The 20,921-nt window shown below is 35.4% G+C and carries 24 protein-coding genes; 9 read left to right on the forward strand and 15 right to left on the reverse strand.

What is annotated here, in order from left to right; translation table 11 throughout:
* Nucleotides 1–2: 2 nt before the first annotated feature.
* From IWA51_RS07160 to IWA51_RS07190, 7 genes are all read right to left on the reverse strand, one after another.
* A complete protein-coding gene (locus tag IWA51_RS07160; RefSeq protein WP_198441929.1) occupies nt 3–290 on the reverse strand; it encodes a hypothetical protein in 288 nt (95 codons plus the stop codon).
* 4 nt (nt 291–294) lie between these two features.
* Nucleotides 295–723, reverse strand: a complete 429-nt coding sequence (locus IWA51_RS07165; protein ID WP_198441930.1) for a hypothetical protein — start codon at nt 721–723, stop codon at nt 295–297.
* The gene (locus tag IWA51_RS07170) at nt 665–1,501 is read right to left on the reverse strand and encodes a hypothetical protein (protein WP_198441931.1); all 837 of its coding nucleotides are present in this window, start codon (nt 1,499–1,501) and stop codon (nt 665–667) included. Before IWA51_RS07170 ends, IWA51_RS07165 begins: the two co-directional genes overlap by 59 nt.
* On the reverse strand, nt 1,498–1,650 hold the full coding sequence (locus IWA51_RS07175; RefSeq protein WP_198441932.1) for a hypothetical protein: 153 nt from the start codon (nt 1,648–1,650) through the stop codon (nt 1,498–1,500). The genes IWA51_RS07170 and IWA51_RS07175 overlap by 4 nt, the downstream gene beginning before the upstream one ends.
* A 12-nt stretch (nt 1,651–1,662) precedes the next feature.
* Nucleotides 1,663–2,040, reverse strand: a complete 378-nt coding sequence (locus tag IWA51_RS07180) for a single-stranded DNA-binding protein (RefSeq protein WP_198441933.1) — start codon at nt 2,038–2,040, stop codon at nt 1,663–1,665.
* A 271-nt stretch (nt 2,041–2,311) separates the two neighbouring features.
* On the reverse strand, nt 2,312–3,019 hold the full coding sequence (locus IWA51_RS07185) for a DUF1351 domain-containing protein (protein WP_198441934.1): 708 nt from the start codon (nt 3,017–3,019) through the stop codon (nt 2,312–2,314).
* 144 nt (nt 3,020–3,163) lie between these two features.
* Nucleotides 3,164–3,334, reverse strand: a complete 171-nt coding sequence (locus IWA51_RS07190) for a hypothetical protein (RefSeq protein WP_198441935.1) — start codon at nt 3,332–3,334, stop codon at nt 3,164–3,166.
* Nucleotides 3,335–3,575: 241 nt separating this feature from the next.
* On the opposite strand from IWA51_RS07190, the gene IWA51_RS07195 reads away from it, so the two are divergent.
* Together IWA51_RS07195 and IWA51_RS07200 are read left to right on the forward strand one after the other, a co-directional pair.
* Entirely contained in the window at nt 3,576–4,742 is a 1,167-nt protein-coding gene (locus tag IWA51_RS07195; RefSeq protein ID WP_198441936.1) for a glycosyltransferase family 4 protein, read from the forward strand.
* A complete protein-coding gene (locus tag IWA51_RS07200) occupies nt 4,739–5,611 on the forward strand; it encodes a glycosyltransferase family protein (RefSeq protein WP_198441937.1) in 873 nt (290 codons plus the stop codon). Before IWA51_RS07195 ends, IWA51_RS07200 begins: the two co-directional genes overlap by 4 nt.
* A 56-nt stretch (nt 5,612–5,667) precedes the next feature.
* Here IWA51_RS07200 and IWA51_RS07205 read toward each other — a convergent pair whose 3' ends face one another.
* Genes IWA51_RS07205 through IWA51_RS07215 form a run of 3 tightly spaced genes read right to left on the reverse strand, consistent with a single transcriptional unit; the run spans nt 5,668 to nt 10,578 of the window.
* Nucleotides 5,668–7,275: an ATP-binding protein gene (locus IWA51_RS07205; RefSeq protein WP_198441938.1), complete on the reverse strand. Its 1,608-nt coding sequence runs from the start codon at nt 7,273–7,275 to the stop codon at nt 5,668–5,670.
* 48 nt (nt 7,276–7,323) lie between these two features.
* A complete protein-coding gene (locus IWA51_RS07210) occupies nt 7,324–8,925 on the reverse strand; it encodes an ATP-binding protein (RefSeq protein WP_198441939.1) in 1,602 nt (533 codons plus the stop codon).
* Between the two features lie 48 nt (nt 8,926–8,973).
* Nucleotides 8,974–10,578 (reverse strand): ATP-binding protein, encoded by a 1,605-nt coding sequence (locus IWA51_RS07215; RefSeq protein ID WP_198441940.1) that lies wholly within the window; start codon nt 10,576–10,578, stop codon nt 8,974–8,976.
* A gap of 136 nt (nt 10,579–10,714) precedes the next feature.
* Here IWA51_RS07215 and IWA51_RS07220 point away from each other — a divergent pair, with 136 nt between their 5' ends.
* The gene (locus tag IWA51_RS07220; RefSeq protein ID WP_198441941.1) at nt 10,715–11,881 is read left to right on the forward strand and encodes a GumK N-terminal domain-containing glycosyltransferase; all 1,167 of its coding nucleotides are present in this window, start codon (nt 10,715–10,717) and stop codon (nt 11,879–11,881) included.
* Between the two features lie 37 nt (nt 11,882–11,918).
* Here IWA51_RS07220 and IWA51_RS07225 read toward each other — a convergent pair whose 3' ends face one another.
* The 5 genes from IWA51_RS07225 to IWA51_RS07245 form a co-directional block, all read right to left on the reverse strand.
* Complete coding sequence (locus tag IWA51_RS07225; protein WP_177528312.1) at nt 11,919–12,344, reverse strand: GtrA family protein; 426 nt, start codon at nt 12,342–12,344, stop codon at nt 11,919–11,921.
* Entirely contained in the window at nt 12,341–13,270 is a 930-nt protein-coding gene (locus IWA51_RS07230) for a glycosyltransferase family 2 protein (protein ID WP_198441942.1), read from the reverse strand. The genes IWA51_RS07225 and IWA51_RS07230 overlap by 4 nt, the downstream gene beginning before the upstream one ends.
* Nucleotides 13,270–15,012: a glucosyltransferase domain-containing protein gene (locus tag IWA51_RS07235; protein WP_198441943.1), complete on the reverse strand. Its 1,743-nt coding sequence runs from the start codon at nt 15,010–15,012 to the stop codon at nt 13,270–13,272. Before IWA51_RS07235 ends, IWA51_RS07230 begins: the two co-directional genes overlap by 1 nt.
* 234 nt (nt 15,013–15,246) lie before the next feature.
* The gene (locus tag IWA51_RS07240) at nt 15,247–15,510 is read right to left on the reverse strand and encodes a Txe/YoeB family addiction module toxin (protein ID WP_198441944.1); all 264 of its coding nucleotides are present in this window, start codon (nt 15,508–15,510) and stop codon (nt 15,247–15,249) included.
* Complete coding sequence (locus IWA51_RS07245; RefSeq protein ID WP_177528308.1) at nt 15,503–15,769, reverse strand: type II toxin-antitoxin system RelB/DinJ family antitoxin; 267 nt, start codon at nt 15,767–15,769, stop codon at nt 15,503–15,505. Before IWA51_RS07245 ends, IWA51_RS07240 begins: the two co-directional genes overlap by 8 nt.
* A gap of 133 nt (nt 15,770–15,902) precedes the next feature.
* Here IWA51_RS07245 and IWA51_RS07250 point away from each other — a divergent pair, with 133 nt between their 5' ends.
* From IWA51_RS07250 to IWA51_RS07275, 6 genes are read left to right on the forward strand one after another with little or no spacing between them, the layout of a single operon-like run.
* Nucleotides 15,903–16,277, forward strand: coding sequence for a sugar 3,4-ketoisomerase (locus IWA51_RS07250; RefSeq protein ID WP_177528307.1), 375 nt, complete (start codon nt 15,903–15,905; stop codon nt 16,275–16,277).
* A gap of 14 nt (nt 16,278–16,291) precedes the next feature.
* Nucleotides 16,292–17,398, forward strand: a complete 1,107-nt coding sequence (locus IWA51_RS07255; RefSeq protein WP_198441945.1) for a DegT/DnrJ/EryC1/StrS family aminotransferase — start codon at nt 16,292–16,294, stop codon at nt 17,396–17,398.
* A 1-nt stretch (nt 17,399) separates the two neighbouring features.
* The gene (locus IWA51_RS07260) at nt 17,400–18,329 is read left to right on the forward strand and encodes a glycosyltransferase family 2 protein (protein ID WP_177528305.1); all 930 of its coding nucleotides are present in this window, start codon (nt 17,400–17,402) and stop codon (nt 18,327–18,329) included.
* A gap of 17 nt (nt 18,330–18,346) precedes the next feature.
* Nucleotides 18,347–20,194: a hypothetical protein gene (locus IWA51_RS07265; RefSeq protein WP_198441946.1), complete on the forward strand. Its 1,848-nt coding sequence runs from the start codon at nt 18,347–18,349 to the stop codon at nt 20,192–20,194.
* Complete coding sequence (locus IWA51_RS07270; protein ID WP_177528303.1) at nt 20,191–20,547, forward strand: EamA family transporter; 357 nt, start codon at nt 20,191–20,193, stop codon at nt 20,545–20,547. Before IWA51_RS07265 ends, IWA51_RS07270 begins: the two co-directional genes overlap by 4 nt.
* Nucleotides 20,540–20,881 carry an EamA family transporter gene (locus IWA51_RS07275; protein ID WP_198441947.1) on the forward strand — a complete coding sequence of 114 codons (342 nt, stop codon included), beginning with the start codon at nt 20,540–20,542 and terminating at the stop codon, nt 20,879–20,881. Before IWA51_RS07270 ends, IWA51_RS07275 begins: the two co-directional genes overlap by 8 nt.
* Nucleotides 20,882–20,921 lie beyond the last annotated feature (40 nt).

The raw sequence follows: 20,921 nt of genomic DNA on the forward strand, positions 1-20,921 counted from the left end.
CCTTAAAATTTTTTTATTTCTTTTTCCACAATTTCCTTTACAAGACGCAGGCATTTGCCTGGATTATTCCCGATGTTGCACAGTTGATTACATCCAAGACTGCATACAATCGCTATGTTCATCGGGTGGTCGATAATCCACGCTCCCCATTTCGTCCTGTTCGGCTTTGTGTTGGCTATCCTGTGCGCTCCCTGCCAGCCGTTCTGTGAAAGCTGCTTTCCGCATACTTCGCACCTTCCGTCACAACTTGCAAGTGCTATAAGCCTCTGTTGCTTTTCATTTTCGTTCACCCGATTACTCCTTCAGTACAATCTGCCAGTCCGCTGCCAGAAGGTGCGCCGCTTCTATCAGCTTTGCGCATTCCTCCGTGTTGCATTCGTGCTCGCTTTTCGGCAGAAGGTAGCCGTTGATTATCGTGTAAGGGTACTCAAGGGCTTCAACCGCCTTCATCTTTACGCAATACTTTATTTCTTCGTAGCTGTGTTGCGTTATGTTGCACAGTTGCACTATGTGTCCGTTCAGGTGGTGGTTCTGGCTTTTTGCTCCTGTTGTTCTGGGTTTGTATGGCGGTTTTATCGTAACCTGCACAAAGTCGTTGTATTTCTCACGGCAGGAAATAAGAATCTTTTTCAGAGCCTCCCGGATTCCCTCGTCTTCTGGAATCTCAAGGCACAGAAATCCTTTTCTGAAAACTCTTTTCATTGTGATTCTTATTTCCGCCATGATTCTTTATCTCCTGGAACGGAAGGTCTTCCGGAAATTCTTCAGCCGGAGTGTTCTGTTGCGTCCGTTCGGTGTAAAGCTCCGAGAGATAATCAATGACCTGCCTTGCAGTCCGGATCTGTCTCCATGTTCCGACCTTCGCGCATTCCTCCTTGGAGAATACAAGCGAGCCGTCGGAGAATTGCTTTCCGAGAAGGTCGTTGATAATCTCCCTTTCTTCCTGCGTGTCAGGGCCGCCTTTCATCTGTGGAGTTGCCTGTGTTGCCTGTCTTTGCAGTTGCGGCTGACTTGAACGGTTCGGGCTGGTGTTGTTGCTTGGCTGCTGCTCCTGCGGTGTGTCCTTGTACTTCAAGCCGTCCCAGCGTCCGGCGTATATGTCGGCCGCAACGCCCAGCATTTTAAGGCTTGTACTGAACGCGTCTGTAACCGCCATTTTGTATCCTTCATCGTTGGATTGCAGTCCCGCGTTGAATGCGTTCACCAGCTTGCTTCCGCCGATTCCGACTATAGCGTCTGACCATTCCTTTGTGTCCGCATTTCTGATGAACACCGCCACCTGCGCAAATGCCAGGACTTCATCTTTCGCTCCTTTTTCTGTCCACAGTTTCTGGATTTCATATTTCCAGCCGATTCCTACAAGTCCGAATTTCTCGGTCATGGCCTCATACCGCCACTGCGGATTTATATCCGTTTTTCCTTTTAAGTTTCCGGCTGTAATCTGCCTTAAGGCTGTTGCCGGCGGCTGACTCAATGATCTGTATATTTCTATTGCGTTCATTTTATCTCCTCAATCTCAAGGATTCTGTATTCGCACTCATCTAAGCCGTAGATTTTCTTGCATTCCGCTACGCTTCTTACGGTACATTCCTGTTGGCTCCATTCTCCGTGAGTCCATTTATCGCGGTATTCAAAAACAATTCTTACCATTGCTGTTTCTCCTTAATTTCCGTAGTATCCGTAGTCGTTGTTCTGATGCTGGCTGTCGTTGCCGGAGTTTCCGCCAAGAAGCTGGACGTTTTCCGCGCCGACTGTCACACGGCTGAAATTCTGACCGTCTTTCTGCCACCGCTCCTGCTTTAAAAAGCCCTCGACCGCTATCTGCTTTCCTTTGGTCAGGTAGGGCCGGAGGCTTTCCGCCATTTTTCCATAGATTTTCACATCAAAAAAACTTGCCTCATCGACCCACTGGCCGTCCTGTTTCCGGCTTCTGTTCACGGCGATTGACATGTTGCCGATGGGCGCGCCGCTGTTCGTATATTTTATGTCGATGTCTTTAGTCAGTCGTCCTACAAGGACTGTCTTATTTATATCTGTCATATAAGCTCCTTCTGTCGGGCAAAAGCGCCACACAAAGTTTTAAAGCCTTGTGTGTCCTTAGGTTTTACCCTGACTGTCTTTCTATTTTGTGTACACTCCAGAACCCTTGTCCTGAAGCTCCGAGTAGGTTATACCGTGGTCGGACATATAGTTACGCAGGTCAAGAAACTGGCTGCGTGTAAGGGTGAAAACGAGGGCGTATTCCTCCAGTGCCTCCGTTTTCTCCGGCTTTATCTCAAGTCCGAGCGCGGCGCTTGCAAGGTCGGAGGATTCATTCTCGCTTTCCGCCTTTTTTCTCCTCCTTCCATTCGTCCTTTTTCTGCTCCTGGATTTTCTTGAAGCGTTCTACTTCCTCGCGCTCCCTCTGCTCTCTGGCGAGCCTTTCGCGGTTCGCCTTGAGCTGGTTCGCTTTCTGCATGGCTTCTGTTATGGACAGTGTGTCAAGGTAGACCGTCTTAAGAAGTGATACGTCTTCCTGCGGGAACTGTTCCAGAATTTTGAGTTCATCAAATGTTTTCTTCTGGATTGCGTCGATTTCGGCAAGAACATCTTTCAGCTTCGCGGTCTTGTTCGTCCATTTCTTGATGTCTGTTATCTTGGCTAAGTCAGTAATGTCGAAGAGAGAGAAGCCTGTTTTATTCCAGTAGTCCTCTATTTTCTCCCATTTTTCGCCGCGCTCCCTTTCTTCCTCCGCCTTGACAATCTCATCAAGACCGGCACTTGCGGCTTTTATTGCCTTGCAGGTTTCTGTGATTGTGATCTTGAACTTGTTGAACGGCTCCATGTACTCGCGCTCAAGTTCAAGCCTTTTTGAATTCAAGGCTTTGTCGGCTTTCGCCTCGTCAGCCCTTCCGATGTAGTTCTCCGGTGTGTAGTCTTTAAGGTGGGTCAGGACAACCTGCCTGATTGCCTCTGCGTTGCTTTCCAGCGTTCCAATTGTGAGGCGGCTCTGCAGCTCTAAGTCTTTACTTTCAAGCATGTACAGCCTCCTTGATGTTACTTTTCATACAGTAACCTCCTGTTTTGTTTTTTTTTGAATGCGGGTGGCCACCTTTATTCAATATCCTGCGCCCCGGAGCGGCCGGGCAAGAATCCTCTTACGCAGAATTTTTTAAATAGGGATTTAAATCTCTTTTTCCCCTTCCTCAATCGTTAGATTGCGTGCCTTTTCTTTGAATCCGTTGCTTGCGTTTTTGTGGAATTGTGCGAGAGCTTGCTCGCCTTTTTTTGCGAACTCGATAGCGATTTGTGTCTCTTTGTCGCTCTTGTTCATGTAGTATTGGTATTTTGTCATTTTCCCCTCCTTAACCCTGGGAATAAAAAAAGACTTCATGGTTGTTGGATTACCATGAAGTCTTAACTATCCGCTGGGATAGCCTCTTGCAGAGGGGCCAGCGACCTTGGTTAAGAAAGCCGCTGAAAAATCCAACACATTTCAGCAGCTCTCGCCTGATGTGTTAAGAATAAACCAGTCTGCGTATAAATAAACTTTTTTATCTTGAAATTTAGTAAAATTGTATATAAAATAATGAATTATGAACGAAAGCATATGTCTTTACATTGCCAACTTTATTTACAAATTTGGCGGAACAGAATCTTACACCGCCAATTTAATTGAGGCACTTCAAAATATAAATTCTCAATTTAAAATAACTGTTATAACAGAACACTTCAAAAATACAAAAAAACTTACAGTAAAGGAATTGGCAGATCGGACCAATAATGCTTATGGAACAAAAATAAGTTCTTCAAATTTTTATATAGAATATATACTTTCAACGGATAAGAAAAGTCGTCTGGATTATTTCCTTTTTGAAAAAAAACTTCAAAAAATTACAAAAAAATATGACATATTCTTTTATTGTTCCAGAGGCCTACTAACCGGAAAAGCAAAAACAAACATTGCAATTATTCATTTTCCAATGGATAAAAAAGAATCATTCCCGGCCTATCAAAAATTTAAACTTTTAAAACCCATAGCAAAAATTACAGATAATAATTTTAAAAATTCTTATTCCTACTTTATTCCCAACTCAAATTTTACAGCATATTGGTTAAAAGAAAAATGGCAGATTCCAGAATCAAAAATTAAAGTACTATATCCACCAGTAACAATTGTTGAAGGAAAATATAATAAAATACCTTATAGCATTTTTATTTCTTCGAGAATTGAAAAATCAAAAAAAATTGAAGAACTTATACAGGCGTATACCAAGTCAGAATTTCTATCCCAAAATTGCACACTTACAATTGCCGGTTCAATAAAAAATGAAGCCCCAGAATATAAGGATTATTTAACAAAACTTAACCCAAAAGTAAATTTCATTTTTGAACCTGATCGAAACCAAATAGAAGAATTATATAAAACTTCCGTTGTTTTCTGGCACGCAAAAGGTTATAAAGAATCAAATCCGTATAATATGGAACATTTCGGAATAACTACAGTAGAAGCAATGAGTGCAGGCTGTATTCCTGTTGTAATAAATAAAGCAGGACAAAAAGAAATTGTAACTGATGAATGCGGGTTCAAATGGGACACAACGCAAGAGCTTGTTTCAAATACTGAATATATTTTTTCTCATCCCCAAGAGGCAAAATTACTTTCAGCTAATTCCATAAAAAGAAGTAAAATATTTTCAAAAGAAAACTACACAATACAAATGAATTCTTTTATTAATTCATTAAACAACGAGGACAAATGAAAAACCCAATATCCAAAATTAAAATGCAATTCCGTAATCTTCTTAATAAGACAATTGAATACAATATAATAAAGCAAAATTTAATCAATAACGCATTAACAAGGACAGACAGCGGTGTTGATGAAAACTCTCCGCTTATTGTAAGTCTTACAACTTATGGAAAGTACATAAATGACGTATATATTGTAATAGAAAGCTTACTGGAACAGACTGTAAAACCAAAAAAGATTGTTTTATGGATAAGTGATAAAACAGAAGATACTGATATCCCGGCAGTTTTAAAATTACAGGAACAAAGAGGTCTTGAAATAAAAAAAACAAAAGATATCCGTAGTTATAAAAAACTTATACCAACCTTAAAAGAATTCCCGGATAATCCAATAATAACATTTGATGATGATTGTATATACCCTTTCGATGCAATAGAATCACTTTACAAAAACTATTGTAAAGATCAAAATAAAATTTTTTGCAGAGTTGCCAGAAGAATGAAAATAAAATCAAAAAATTCTTTTATGCCTTATAAAACTTTTCCAAAAGAATATATTAAGGAAGAGTCAAATCTTGTATTTCCTGTTGGCTGTGGAGGAACACTCTACCCTCCTCATTGTTTTGATGCCGAAGTATTTGACGAAAAAACTTTTCAAGAAATTTGTCCACTAGCTGACGACATTTGGTTTAAAGCTATGTCATTAAAAAATAGCGTTCAAAGTGTGTGTGTTCAATTAAATAAAGAGCCTTATATAGATTTGGATATTTTTATGCAAAACCAAAATGGAAGGCTAAACGCATCAAATGTGGACAAAAATAAAAATGATATTCAGCTAGCGGCCGTCTGGAACAAATTCAATCTTTGGAATAAAATGTAAATTTACACGACCTTAAAATACCCCATTGCTACAATTTGGCCGGCTTCAATCTATAATTAGTTCCTCACCCATTTAACAAGTTTTCTTTCTTCGGAATTAAATTCCGCACCGATTTTTACAATGCGTTTACCGCATGTACTGTACTTATCTGCATAACCAAGTTCGTCAATTTGAGCAAGGGCATTCTCTGCAGAATCATTGGTTTTGAATTCAAAAATATAAACTGCATCCTGAGTTTCTACCACAGAGTCAGCCCTTCCCTTTATTGAATGAACTTCGCATTGGGTAAACTGTCCCATAAGCGTAAATGTCAGATAAACCGCAACCTGGAAATTATATTTCAGCATTTCTAGAGTCTGATTTTTTGCGTCAGTCGGATATGGCAAACTTGCAATAATTGACTGAAGCCGCGTCATAAATGCATCAACATTTGCAGAACGAATATCTTTTACAAATTTGCGTACATCAAAATCAGAATCAAAAGAAAAACTTTTAGTACCAATAAAATCCGGCGAAAGAAAATTCAAAAACCCATATTTAACTTCTTCATTCGGCAATTCTAAATGATAGGTATCAAATTCTTTATCGTAACCTTTTATTGTCAAATAACCGGACTGCACAAGAATCGGAATCGGGTTTGTTCCGCCAACGCTGTATTCTGTAAGCCGCTGAGAATCTACATCAACGCCGTCAATTAATTTTCGTAAATCGTAATTGTTACGCTTGATTTCCTGTACCAAAAAAGTCGGAGTACCAGTCTGGAACCAGTAATCACGCATTTTTGTTGACTGTAAAGTATTCAACAAACTGAACGGATTGTAAATTCCTTCTGTATCTTCACAAAAATGGTAACCGTCATATTTTGCTTTAAGAAAAGAATAACATTCGTCAACAGAAATTTTATTTGTAGCCGCAAGATTTTCTACTTCTGCATTTAAATTAGCATGAAGTTCCTCTTCTGAAATTCCACAGACAGAAGAATAAAAAGGATCCATTGTTATATCCTGCAGATTATTCAAATCGCTCCAGACAGAAACCTGACTAAATTTTGTAACACCAGTCAGCATTGAAAAACGCAGGCTTGCATCTTCACTTTTTAAAACGCCGTAAAAAGCTTTTAGCGTCGCACGATAATCGTCAAAAAGCTCCGGTTTATCAATCGTCTGCAAAAGAGGTTTATCATATTCGTCAACAAGAACTACAGCCTGCCGACCAGTTTTGTTATAAGCATCACGAATAAGATTTGCAAAACGAACGCCAAAATCTATTCCGGGTTTTTCTGTTGAATATTTTTTTTCATAAGCTGATAACTGAAAATCCAAAATTCTTTTTAACGAATCTTTGTCTTCATATTTCTGGCTGTTCAAATCAATATAAATTACAGGATGCTTTACCCATGCAACTTTATCAAATGAAGTCGGATTTTCGTTTTCAAGTTTTTCAATTGCAAGACCTTTAAAAATATCTTTATTGCCCAAAAAATATTGTTTTAAAGTTGAAAGCAGAAGACTTTTTCCGAATCTACGCGGGCGGGATAAAAAATAAACTTTCCCCATTTGAGCAAGGCGGTAAACATATTCAGTTTTATCAACATAAACATATTTGTTCCTTCTGAGATCTTCAAAATCTTGCACGCCAATCGGCATTTTTCTTATTTCTTGCATAGTTTTATTTTATACGATTTTTTTTAATTTGTATAGAATGAAATATCTTTATTTCCTCACCCATTCAACAAGTTTTCTTTCTTGAGTATTAAATTCCGCACCAATTTTTACAATTTTTTTATTGCTGGAATTGTATTTTTCTGCATAACAAAGTTCATCAATTTGAGCAAGTGCGTTTTCTGCAGAGTCATTAGTTTTGAATTCAAAAATATAAACTGTATCTTGAGTTTCTACAACTGCATCTGCGCGTCCCTTTATTGAATGAACTTCGCACTGAGTAAACTGTCCCATAAGCGTAAATGTTAAATAAACCGCAACCTGGAAATTGTATTCAAGCATTTCGACAGTCTGATTCTTTGCGTCAGTCGGATAAGGCAAACTTGCAATAATTGACTGAAGCCGCGTCATAAATGCATCTACATCACAGGATTCAATATCTTTAACAAATTTTTCAACATCAAAGTCAGAGTCTGAATTTTTCTTTCCTAAAAAATCAGGCGACAAAAAATTCAAAAAACCATACTTTACTTCTTCATTGGGAAGTTCAAGATGATATTTTTCAAATCGTGGTTTATATTCTTTGATTGTCAAATAACCGGACTGCACAAGAATTGGAATCGGATTATTTCCGCCGACACTGTATTCTGTAAGCCTCTGAGAATCTACATCAACGCCGTCAATCAATTTTCTTAAATCAAAATTATTGCGCTTTATTTCTTCTACCAAAAAAGTCGGGGTACCTGTCTGGAACCAGTAATTACGAAAAGCTTTGTCTGCAAAAACATTTAAGACACTGAAAGGATTATAAATTTCCGGTGAGCGTTCACTAAAATGATAGCCGTCGTAATTTTCTTTTAATTTAAAAAAACATTGTTCATAAGTCAAATTATTATGTTCGGCAAGTGCCTGAATCTCGATTTCAAAATTTGTTTTTAATTCTTTTTCTGTAATTCCGCAAATTCCTGAAAATTCTTCTGATAATGTTATGTCACGAAGATTATTCAAATCGCTCCAAACAGAAACCTGACTGAATTTTGTAACACCTGTGAGCATTGAAAATCTTAAACATGCATCTTCACTTTTTAAAACACCGTAAAACGCTTTTAATGTTGCGCGGTAATCATCAAAAAGTTCGAGCTTATCGATTGTCTGTAAAAGCGGTTTGTCGTATTCGTCAACAAGAACTACAGCCTGCCGACCTGTTTTGTTATAAGCATCACGAATAAGATTTGCAAAACGAACGCCAAAATCTATTCCGGGTTTTTCTGTTGAATATTTTTTTTCATAAGCTGATAACTGAAAATCCAAAATTCTTTTTAACGAATCTTTGTCTTCATATTTCTGGCTGTTCAAATCAATATAAATTACAGGATGCTTTGCCCATGCAACTTTATCAAAAGATGTCGGATTCTCTTCTTCGAGTTTTTCTATTGCAAGCCCCTTAAAAATGTCTTTATTGCCCAAAAAATATTGTTTTAAAGTTGAAAGCAAAAGACTTTTTCCAAATCTGCGCGGGCGGGACAAAAAATAAACTTTACCCATTTGCGCAAGGCGGTAAACATAATTAGTTTTATCAACATAAACATATTTGTTTCTTCTGAGATCTTCAAAATCTTGCACGCCAATCGGCATTTTTCTTATTTCTTGCATATACGTATTTTATACTCTTTTTTTGAATTTGTATAGAATGAAATATCTTTATTTCCTCATCCATTCAACAAGTTTTCTTTCTTGAGTATTAAATTCCGCGCCGATTTTTACAATTTTTTTATTGCTGGAATTGTATTTTTCTGCATAGCAAAGTTCATCAATTTGAGCAAGTGCGTTTTCTGCAGAGTCATTAGTTTTGAATTCAAAAATATAAATTGCATCTTGAGTTTCTACAATTGCGTCTGCACGTCCCTTTATTGAATGGACTTCGCACTGAGTAAATTGTCCCATAAGCGTAAATGTTAAATAAACCGCAACCTGGAAATTGTATTCAAGCATTTCGACAGTTTGATTTTTAGCGTCTGTCGGATAAGGTAAACTTGCAATAATTGACTGAAGCCGCGTCATAAATGCATCAACATTACAAGATTCGATATCTTTAACAAATTTTCTTATATCAAAATCAGAATCAAAAGAAAAACTTTTAATACCAATAAAATCAGGCGACAAAAAATTTAAAAATCCGTATTTAACTTCTTCATTCGGCAATTCCAAATGATAAGTATCAAACCGACTGTCATAACCTTTGATTGACAAATATCCGGACTGCACAAGAATTGGAATCGGATTATTTCCGCCGACACTGTATTCCGTAAGCCTCTGAGAATCTACATCAACGCCGTCAATTAATTTGCGTAAATCGTAATTGTTGCGCTTTATTTCCTGTACCAAAAAAGTCGGGGTACCTGTCTGGAACCAGTAATCATTGAATTCCAGTTTATCAAAAGTATTCAGAAGGCTGAACGGATTGTAAACTTCTTCTGCTTTTTTTGAAAAATGATAACCATCATATTTTTGTTTTAATGTTAAAAAACATTCATTTTCTGATAAATCATTTTTTTCTGCAAGGACTTTTATTTCTTCAGCAAATTTTTCTTTTAATTCTTTTTCAGTTATTCCGCAGATTCCACAGTATCTGTTATCCATTGTTATGTCATTTAAATTATTCAAATCGCTCCAGACAGAAACCTGACTGAATTTTGTAACACCTGTGAGCATTGAAAATCTTAAATTTGCATCTTCACTTTTTAAAACGCCGTAAAAAGCTTTGAGTGTTGCGCGATAATCGTCAAAAAGTTCAGGTTTGTCGATTGTCTGTAAAAGCGGTTTGTCGTATTCGTCAACAAGAACTACAGCCTGCCGACCTGTTTTGTTATTTGCAGCTTGAATTATTTTTATAAATCTTCCTGATAAAGTTTCATTTCCGGGTTTTAGATTATATTCATTTTCAAGAGGTTCTAACGAACGATTTAAAGCCTTTTTTAATGAGTCTAGACTATCATATTTTTCAGAATTCAAATCAATATAAATTACAGGATGCTTTGCCCATGCAACTTTATCAAATGAAGTCGGATTTTCGTTTTCAAGTTTTTCAATTGCAAGACCTTTAAAAACATCTTTGTTGCCTAAAAAATATTGTTTGAGCGTAGAAAGCAAAAGACTTTTTCCAAATCTGCGCGGGCGGGACAAAAAATAGCAGTTTCCTTGAGCCAACTGATAAACGAATTTTGTTTTATCAACATAAACATATCCGCCCAAAATGAGTTTTTCAAAATCTTGCACGCCAATCGGCATTTTTCTTATTTCTTGCATATATGTATTTTATACTCTTTTTTTGAGTTTGTATAGAATGAGAATTGATAAGCCTTTTAACAACCAAAAAAATCAGTACAAATTTTATTATAGATTTATTTCGAAAAAAAGATTAAAATAATAAAAAGAGACTAATATGAAAAAAATTACTTTTTTAACAGGACACAATTGGAAATCAAACCGTTTGGGCGGATTTCATAAATTTGCAGAAGAAGCAGTAAATCAGGGAATTGATGTAGTTTTTTTCAGCTTTCCCCGACCCTATTATTCTTATTTTCAGCATCAGGAGCTTTACAATAAAAAAACAATCAAACAACTTCAAAAAGGAATTGTTTACAACTACGAAAAAGCAACTTTAAAAAATGTAACTTTTTCAACATTCAAATTACCGAATTTTTTTAATAAATTTTTGTCTGATTCCGCAATGAATGCTTTTGAACGATTTTCCATTAAATCTTTTAAGAAATTTGCTCTTGAAAATTTCAGCAATACAGACGTTTTTGTATTTGAAAGCTGTGACGGAATGATTTTCCTTAAAAAACTTAAAAAATTATTTCCTAATGCAAAATTTGTTTACAGACCAAGCGATCCCTTGATGTTTGACGGATGTTTAATCCGCTATTACAAAAATGAAAAATACATGATTTTAAATGCTGATTTAAATATAATTGTAAATCAGGAAGGATTGAATTTATACAAAAGAAAAATTCCTGATTTTGAAAAAACTGTAAAATACACTTTACTTTCAAATGGCGTTGACATAGAAAGCTATCAGAAAAAATATCCGATACCGGAACTTTTGCAAAGACCAAATACATTTTTATATGTCGGCGCATGGGAAGTTGAATGGAATCTTTTATTTGAATCTGCAAAAACTCTTCCTGATTTTAATTTTATTATTGTGTGTCCGAATTATCCGGAAGAATCAATTGTCCAAAATATTAAAAATTATTCAAATTTATTTTATGTTCCCGGAATAAAACCGCAAGAGGTTCCTGCATGGATAACTAATTGTTCAGTTGTTATCGTGCCTTATGTTACAGATTTTTATAAAAACAGGCCTTTGGGAATAACCGCAAAATATTACCAGGCCATGGCAGCCGGTAAACCGATTGTCGCGTATTGCGATACACCAAAATTAAAAGATGAAGGAATTCCCGTAACTTATACTTACAAAGATTTTATAGAAGAATGCAGAAAATCAATTGAAATAAAATCTAAAGCATATAATTTTGACTTAAAAGACAGACAATGGTCAAATATTACCAGGAAGTTTATGGAATTATTAAATAGTTTAGAATAAAACCAATTAATCAAGCACAAAAAAAGCGAATATACTTTTAACCTGCGGTTTCTTTCTTTTTCTTAAAGATAAGAAATTTGCTAAGAATATAGTTTACGACAACGACAAAAATATTAATGCAAATCTTTACAACAAGCTCAAATACTTTTGCAGAAGAGTCACTTATCAAAAGCGTCATTCCAAGAACATCAACGACTCCGCTTGCAAGACGTGCAAAAATAAAAAGACAGAATTCTTTTATCAAAGCAAGTACGGTCTCATTCCTTGACTTAAAGACAAAAATCTTGTTTGTAAAATAAGCGAACAAAACAGAAAGAATCCAGGCAACAGCAGTGGCAGGTGTAACGTCCATAAAAAAGCGCGCACACCAGTAAGAAACAAGATTTACAAGCGTCGTCAAAAAACCAGAGATCAAATAAAGCAGAATTTCTTTGTAGCGGATAATCAGATTTTTAATATTCATTTTTCATCTTTTGCAATATACAAAGGTCTCTGCTTGGTTTCAAGATAAACTTTAGCAAGATATTGTCCCAGAATTCCTGTACAAAATAGCTGAATACCGCTAACAAAAAGAATTATGCATACAAGGGATGGCCAGCCTGCAGTAGGATCTCCAAACAAAACTTTGCGTACAATTATAAAAATTATAAATAAAAATGACAGGAACAAAAATAAAATTCCGGTTATACTTGCAAGAACAAGCGGCTTTGTAGAAAATGCAACAATTCCATCGAGCGAATACAAAAAAAGTTTTCTGAAATTCCACTTTGTTTTACCTGCACTCCGTTCAACATTTTTGTATTCAAAATACTTTGTTCTAAAACCAACCCAGGCAAAAATTCCCTTAGAAAATCTTCCTCTTTCTGAAACACTCAAAACAGCATCGACCATTGTTCTGGACATCATTCTAAAATCACGTGCCCCGTCAACAATATCAATGTCAGAAAAATATCTCATCAGTTTGTAAAACAGACGTGCAAACATTGACCTTACAGGAGGCTCACCCTTACGGTTTGTCCGTCTTGTTGCTGCACTGTCAAATTCACCGGAACACACAGCAGACAGCATTTCGGGAATCAGCGACGGAGGGTCCTGTAAATCCACATCCATAATCACTACATAATCTCCGGCTGCTTTTTTAAGACCGGCATACATTGCAGCTTCTTTTCCAAAGTTTCGCGAAAAACTTACATAATGAACACCTTTATCTTTTTCAGAAAGTTCTTTAACCTCTTCCAAAGTTTTATCAGAAGAACCGTCATCAATAAAAATAATTTCGTATTCAGCCTTCAATGTTACAAGTATTTTTTTAACTTCATTATAGAAAATAGGCACTGCTTCCTGTTCATTAAAACACGGTACAACAACCGAAAGTTTGCAACTGTTCATTAAAATTCCTCTTTCAACACTACATGAAAATGATTGCCCTGCGCGTAAATATCATGATACACCGTTGAACGCAAAAGCGGCCATTCAGGTTTTACAGCAGAACTATTTTCTTCTATTTCTATATTATGGAACTTCATAAGGTCATCATTCCAAATTGAATTTGCGCTGGGCAGAACCGTAACAAGTTTTCTGATAACCGGATAATTTTTAACAGCAATTTCATTTCCATTGCACATTCCGATTGTTCCAGAGAAAGTCAAATCAAAATCTTTGTCAGAAACAATAAAATCATCAAGGTCAGACATTAAAACCGACATTCTGAATGACTGGTATTTTTTCTGAACACTCATACAGTTTCCCAATGTAAACAGAAACACCATGCATCCGTACAACAAAACAGGAACAAAAATACATTTGATAAGACGTGATTTTTTTTCAAAAAATAAAACCTGTTTTACAAGTACAAAACACACAACTGCAACAAAACAGTTGAATCCCATAAAAGCTCTTGGTTCATAAAGTGGCTGCTTAAAGACCAGGTAAGAACCAAAAGAAAGTACCAGTCCCAAAATATATGCAGCAACTGCAACAACAGATGCAAATAATTTATTGCATTTTGAATTCTTAACACAAAGAATTATAGCCAGAACCGAAACTACAGCAAAAGAAAATTTTGTAAAAAAACCGCCAAAATCTTTTGCACATAATTCAATATAATCTGCCACATTCGGAATAATGGAAGTTACAGAAATCTGTGCGTCGGCATAAAAGTTCGGATCAAAACTTTTGCTGTTTACAAAAAGTATTTTATACAAAACAAGGGCTGACGCAAAAGAAACAACGCTCGCAGCAAGAAAAACCGCAAGTTTCTTTTTTTTCTTGGGAGTGGCTGATAAATCTTCAGAAACTTCATCCGAAAGAATTTTTGAAGCAACAAAGAAAATTGCCAGAATTATGTAAACAGAAGTTCCTGCCTGGTACGACATGCAGTCAAGAATCAAAAACACAATTGAAGAAAAAACAAACGCCGGAATATTATCCCTGAACAAAAAAGGAATAACAGGAAGCAGAACGGCAATTACCATATAAACACAATCGTATCTGTAGGAAAAATTCTGCGCAAAGAAAGGTGAAATAAAAACCGGAGTCAGAGCCAGAGCCGGAATAAAATCAATTTTTTTTCCGTTAAGAATATATGTCAGAAGTACAGTGGTGAATGACATTATAAAAACAGAAATAATTTGCGGTAACGGGGCTATATCCTGAATCTCAATATTGTTGTGAATAAGGATTGAAAGAAATTCAGAAACATATCTTCCAAGTCCAATCCACGAACGGCTTCCTTCAGCAGCTCTCCAGATATCGTCATGGTAAAAAAAGTCTGCTAAAATTATACGGGAAAAACACAGCAGGTAAAAAACAAAAACAACTGCAGAAACAAAAATTGCCCTGCTCATTTTTAATTCTTTATGGAACAGACCGTATTCGTTTTTTATATATCCGGCTATTTTTTTTCCAAGTGAAACAAATGAAAGAAAAGCTGTTATAAGCACAGCAAAAATTCCAATAAATGAACAATGCATAACAACTTCCATCCAGCGCGGAGCATCACGCAGTGTTCTTCCCAAATACTTTTCTGCAACAGATACTGCAAAATTTCCAAAACAAGGCAGAGAACAAATTCCAAACAAAACCATTGCCGCTGCAAGAAAAATCTTAAATCCCAAACTCTTAACTTTCATAAAAAACCCTTAATTAAATTATTCTATATAGATATCAGACAACAGTTTGAACACTTTGTTGCTAGAATAAAAATATCTTCATCCAAATCGTCCCAATGAATTTCTATTCCGCCACAGCTTAGTAACGTCCATAAAAAAAACGCACACACCAGTAAGAAACAAGATTTACAAGCGTCGTCAAAAAAAACAAAGATCAAATAAACCAGAATTTCCTTGTAGCGAAGGATCAGATTTTTAATATTCATAATGAGTTCTGCATTGAATTATTTTAAGCATATCATTTTCTACAGTGTAAACCAATCTGTTTTCTTCATCAATTCTACGCGAATAATAACCAGACAATTCATGTTTCAATGGTTCAGGTTTGCCGATTCCTTTATTCGGACCGTTTGATTCTATATCTTTTAGAAGAGAATTTATTTTTTTAAGTGTGTTTCTATCCTGTCCCTGCCAGTAAACATAATCATCCCAGGCAGAATCATCCCAAACTTTAGTCATCTTCAATTATTTCGTGGACTTTGCCAAAACCTTTATCCATTCTTTCCTTCGCTTCCCGCAAAAGACGCTGATTGTACGGATTGTAAAATCCTTCACCAGTTTTGGTTGTTATATTAAAAGGAATTCCTCCAACACGCAATGACTGGCGAACAAAAATATTGAATGCTGTTGTCATATTCATTCCCAATTGGGCAAACAACTCTTCAGCGCTTTTCTTTGTAGCGGTATCCATACGAATATTAACACTTGTTTGTGCCATATTAAAACCTCTTTATATACAATATAAAGTAGTTTATATACACTGTCAATAAATTTTAATAATTCACAAAAAAAATAATACTGCATTTACCCTATATTGAACAATAACCCCAAAAAAGGTAAAATATATCATTATGTCACAAATTATAACCTTACCGACAGTTTCAGATGATAGAGGAAGTCTTACAATTATTGAAAAAGTTCTGTCTTTTAAAGTAAACAGAATTTATTATATCTATAATGTAAATTCTAATGATATCAGAGGCGGTCACAGACATAAAACAAATATTCAGGCTCTTATATGTGTGGCTGGTTCATGTCGAATTAATTTAAACAACGGTTCTGTAAAATCAGAAGTTATTCTTGATAATCCAAATAAATGTCTTATTGTTGAACCTGAAGATTGGCACACAATGGATAATTTTTCTAAAGATGCAGTCTTGCTTGTTCTTGCTTCTGAATATTATGATGCATCTGATTACATAGATAAACCTTACAGCAATCAATAAAAAAGAGAGAGAACATGAACAGAACTGTTGATTACGAAAAACTTTCACTTGTAAACAAACCTTTTGAAGATGAATTTAAAAAAGCCTTTTCACGATTTCTTGAAAAAGGCTGGTATGTTTTAGGAACAGAAGTTTCTGATTTTGAAAAGGAATTTGCAAAGTATCTAAACCGGGAAGATGGATATTGTATAGGTGTAGCTTCTGGTCTTGATGCTTTGATTATATCTTTGGAATGTCTTAATTTGCCTAAAGGAAGTGATGTACTTGTTCCGTCAAACACATATATAGCTTCTATTCTTGCAATTATCAAAGCAGGTCTTAATCCAATTTTAGTTGAACCAGAATTATCTACTTATAATATTTCCCCATCTGAACTAAAAAATAAAATTACTCCGAATACAAAAGCTGTGCTTGTTGTTCATCTTTATGGAAAAGCTTGCAATATGCAGGAAATTTGTACATTCTGCAAAGAAAATAATCTAAAACTAGTTGAAGACTGTGCACAAAGTCATGGAGCAAAATTCAAAGGACAGACAACAGGAACTTTTGGAGATGCTGGTGCATTCAGTTTTTATCCTACAAAAAACCTGGGCGCATTGGGGGATGCAGGACTTATCTGGACATCAAATAAAGAAATAGCAGATAAAGCTCGTGCCATCAGAAATTATGGTTCCCACGAAAAGTACCATAACAAATACCTTGGAATGAATTCACGTCTTGATGAACTGCAGGCATCTTTTTTAAGAATCAAGCTTCGCCATATGGAAGAAATCACTCAAAAAAAACGTAAACTCGCATCTTTGTATTTACAAGGACTGGATAAAACAAAATTTATTTTACCAGTGGTTAATCCTGATTATTTTGATGTCTATCATCTTTTTACAGTCCGGACAAAAAAGCGGGATGAACTAAAAAAATACCTTCTTGATAACGGAATTAAAACTGACATTCACTACCCTCTTGCCCCAAACAAACAGGAAGCCATGAAAGGTATTCTGGACATTCAGAATCCAACACCAATTGCAGAAGAAATTCACAACACAATTTTAAGTCTCCCATGTTCATTTGGAAGTTCAGAAGATGATGTCAAATATATTATAGAAGTAATGAACAGGTTTTAATATGAAGCTTTCAATTTGTATTCCGGTTTATAACGGAGCAGACACAGTAGGAACATTAGTCGAAGAAATTATCAAGGACTATAAAAATCATGACATAGAAATTGTTCTTGTTAATGACTGTAGTCCAAAAGATAACAGTGCACAGGTCTGTATTGAACTTGCAAAAAAATATAATTTTGTAAAGTTTATTGACTTAAGAAAAAATTCAGGCGAACACAATGCTGTTATGTGCGCTTTAAATTATTGTACAGGTGATTATGCCGCAATAATTGATGACGATCTACAAAATCCACCGCTGGAGATTTTAAAACTCGTTGATGAAGCACAAAAAGGTTATGATGTTGTTTTTGCAAAATACCACAAAAAAAAGCACAATATATTCCGAAATTTTGGAAGCAAGATAAACGATATTTTTGCAACTTGGCTTTTGGAAAAACCCAAAAATTTGTATTTGTGCAGTTTTAAACTTATCTCCCGCCCTGTTATAAACGAAATCATAAAGTATAAAGGTCCGTTCCCCTATATAGACGGTCTTATTCTTCGAGTAACAAGAAATTTTAGTTCAGTATTCGTTGAACATAAATCGCGTGAAAACGGGAAGTCAAATTATACTCTGGGAAGGCTTGTTCACCTTTGGCTAAGCATGTTCGTCAATTTTTCAATAAAACCTATGCGCCTTATTATGGGACTTGGCTTTTTTACAATGATAGCATCACTGATACTTGGAATCTATTTTGTAATAGACAAAATTCTTAATCCCCAGATTTCAGTTGGATGGACTTCTTTAGCAACGCTTATTTTATTCTTCGGAGGTCTACAAAGTCTTATATTGGGTTTCATTGGCGAATACATAGGAAAAAATTACCTTGACCAAAATGGAACACCCCAATATACAGTAAAAAATGAATACAATACAGATATAAAACAATAAGACTTAAGGAAATCAAAATGAACACTTTTTCAAAAAAAACAGATAAAATTTTATTAGTTTTATCAATTGTAGGTCTTGCAATAGGCACTGGATTAGTTCTTTTTTCTGGAAATTTATTATACGGAATTCAAGAAGTTCTTGAAAATTATGTATTTCATAGAGAATTTAAAATTGAAAAATGGGCAGATACAATTTTATCTTTAATTGCATTTCCTATATTTTTTGTAGTTTTATTTGATTCTATATTTTTTGTTAAATTTTCAAATAAAACAAAAATTATTTTATGTTCTGTTTTATTTGGTTTAGCAATTTTATCTGTTTCATATTGTTCATTTGTAAGAGTAAATTGTTACACGGATTCTGATATGGCTTCAGATATTCTTCTTGCAAAAGAATGCTGGCTAAAGAAAAGTTTTTGGCCCACAACATGGATTTATTCAACAGAAATACGAATGCTAAGCACTCAAATTATTGCGGCTCCGATTTTTGCATTTACATCTAGTTTAAATTTTGTAAAAGCTCTTTCAGCAGTATTAATATCTCTTCTTTCACCTATTTCACTTCTTTTTCTCCTGAATCAACTTAAAATAAAAGAAAACTGGTTAAAATTCGCTTCATGTATTGTTGTATTTTCACCATTTTCAGTCTTACTTTGGAAATACTTTCAGTTCGGAAGTTACTATATTCCTCATGTTGTCTGGGGCTTTATAGATGCAGGTCTGTTTATTTCACTTGCATTCAATGATAACTCAAAAAGAAAGACAAAGGTTTTTCAAGTACTTTTTTTCATGCTTTCATTTATATTTGGACTTACAAGTATAAGATATATAATTCAGTTCATATTTCCAATTACACTTACTGCAACTGCATTTAGAACTGTTAAACTAATTAAAAATAATGAGTCTTTTGATTTCAAAAAATTTTTTATCAAAGACAAAACTTTATTTTATAGTTGGATAAGTCTTATTCTTGCCGCATTTGGATACCTAGCAAATAATATTATTCTTCAAAAGATATATTCATTTTCACAATACAACACAATAACATTTAATTCATTTGGAGATATTCCATTTTCAACTTGGTTTGGAGATATATTAGCAAGTTTTGGCTATACAAATATGGTTTCTGTATTTACCCCTGCAGGAATTAATAACATTCTTTTATACATAGGACTTGCATTTTTTATTCTATGTACAATAGATTACATAAAAATTTCAGCCAAAAAAGAAACCATTTCTCCACGATATTTTTTTGTAACATTTTCACTTGTTGCTGAAATATTTAATTGCTTTGTATTTATAAATAGTGACTACTACGCCAGATATCTTGCAATAACAATGCCTCTTTTTATTCCATGCATGGCTATTTTTATTGAAGAAGGACAGATTTTCTCTGTAAAAAAATATTTAATGGCTGTAATACTTTTTTCAGTTACTCTGTCAAATTCTTTCATTACATATGAAAAAGTTTTAAGTAAAGACGAAAACACAGACAAAGCAGCCGTTACACAATTTCTTGACAAACAGGGCTATACCCTTGGCTACGGAACTTTCTGGAACGCAAATGTTTTTACACAGCTGACCGACGGCAAAATAGAAATGTGCAACATCCGCTACGAAGACGACCCGTGGCTTACAACTTCACGCTATTACGCACCAGATTACAAGGCCGGACAAAAAACATTTATAATTCTAAGCCAAAAAGAAATTGACAGCGATCCTAAACTCAATTCAATTCAAATTGGAACAAAAGTCTACAGCGACAAATACTATACAGTTTACGAATACCAGGACAAAGCTCTTGTACAAAAAGAACTGCACTCTCCGGTCTTTGAAGACTTTATAGACGCAAAAACAATAAAATGAACCAAAAACCGCTCGCCTTTATTTTCATGCATGCCGGATTTCTCATCTACAGTTTTTACACCGTGCTGGGAAAGCTGGCGGCGCAGTACAACTTTCTTTCGTTCAGGTGGTGCGTTTTTTATGTCGCGCTTATTCTGATCCTTTTTATTTATGCCGTTATCTGGCAGCAGGTTTTGAAACACATTAAACTTTCTGTCGCAACTGCAAACAAAGCCGCAACAATTGTCTGGGGAATGCTCTGGAGTGCACTTTTTTTTAACGAAACAATTACGCAAAAAAAAATACTCGGTGCACTTGTAATTCTGGGCGGAATAATCCTTCTTTCCACTTCAAAGGACGTTCCCAATGACTAGTGCTAAATATACACTTCTGCTTTTGCTCTCGGTTTTTGTTTCGGCACTGTCGCAGATTCTCCTAAAAAAGTCTGCACTCAAATCCTATAAGTCCCGCATTTTTGAATACCTTAACCCGCTTGTAATTACGGCATACATCATGTTCTTCGGGGCAGTATGCATTGACCTTGTGGCGCTAAGGTTTGTTCCGGTTTCATTTGTTCCGGTAATAGAAACTTCCAGTTACATTTTTGTAATGCTTCTTGGTCGCCTTGTTTTCAAAGAGCGCATTTCAAAAAAACAGCTGCTTTCCATGGCTCTTATCATAACCGGAATTTTCATCTACGTTTCCTGACAGGACATCTTTTTCAAAAAATACCGCTGTAAATAAAATG

Source organism: Treponema peruense (assembly GCF_016117655.1).
Classification (GTDB): domain Bacteria; phylum Spirochaetota; class Spirochaetia; order Treponematales; family Treponemataceae; genus Treponema_D; species Treponema_D peruense.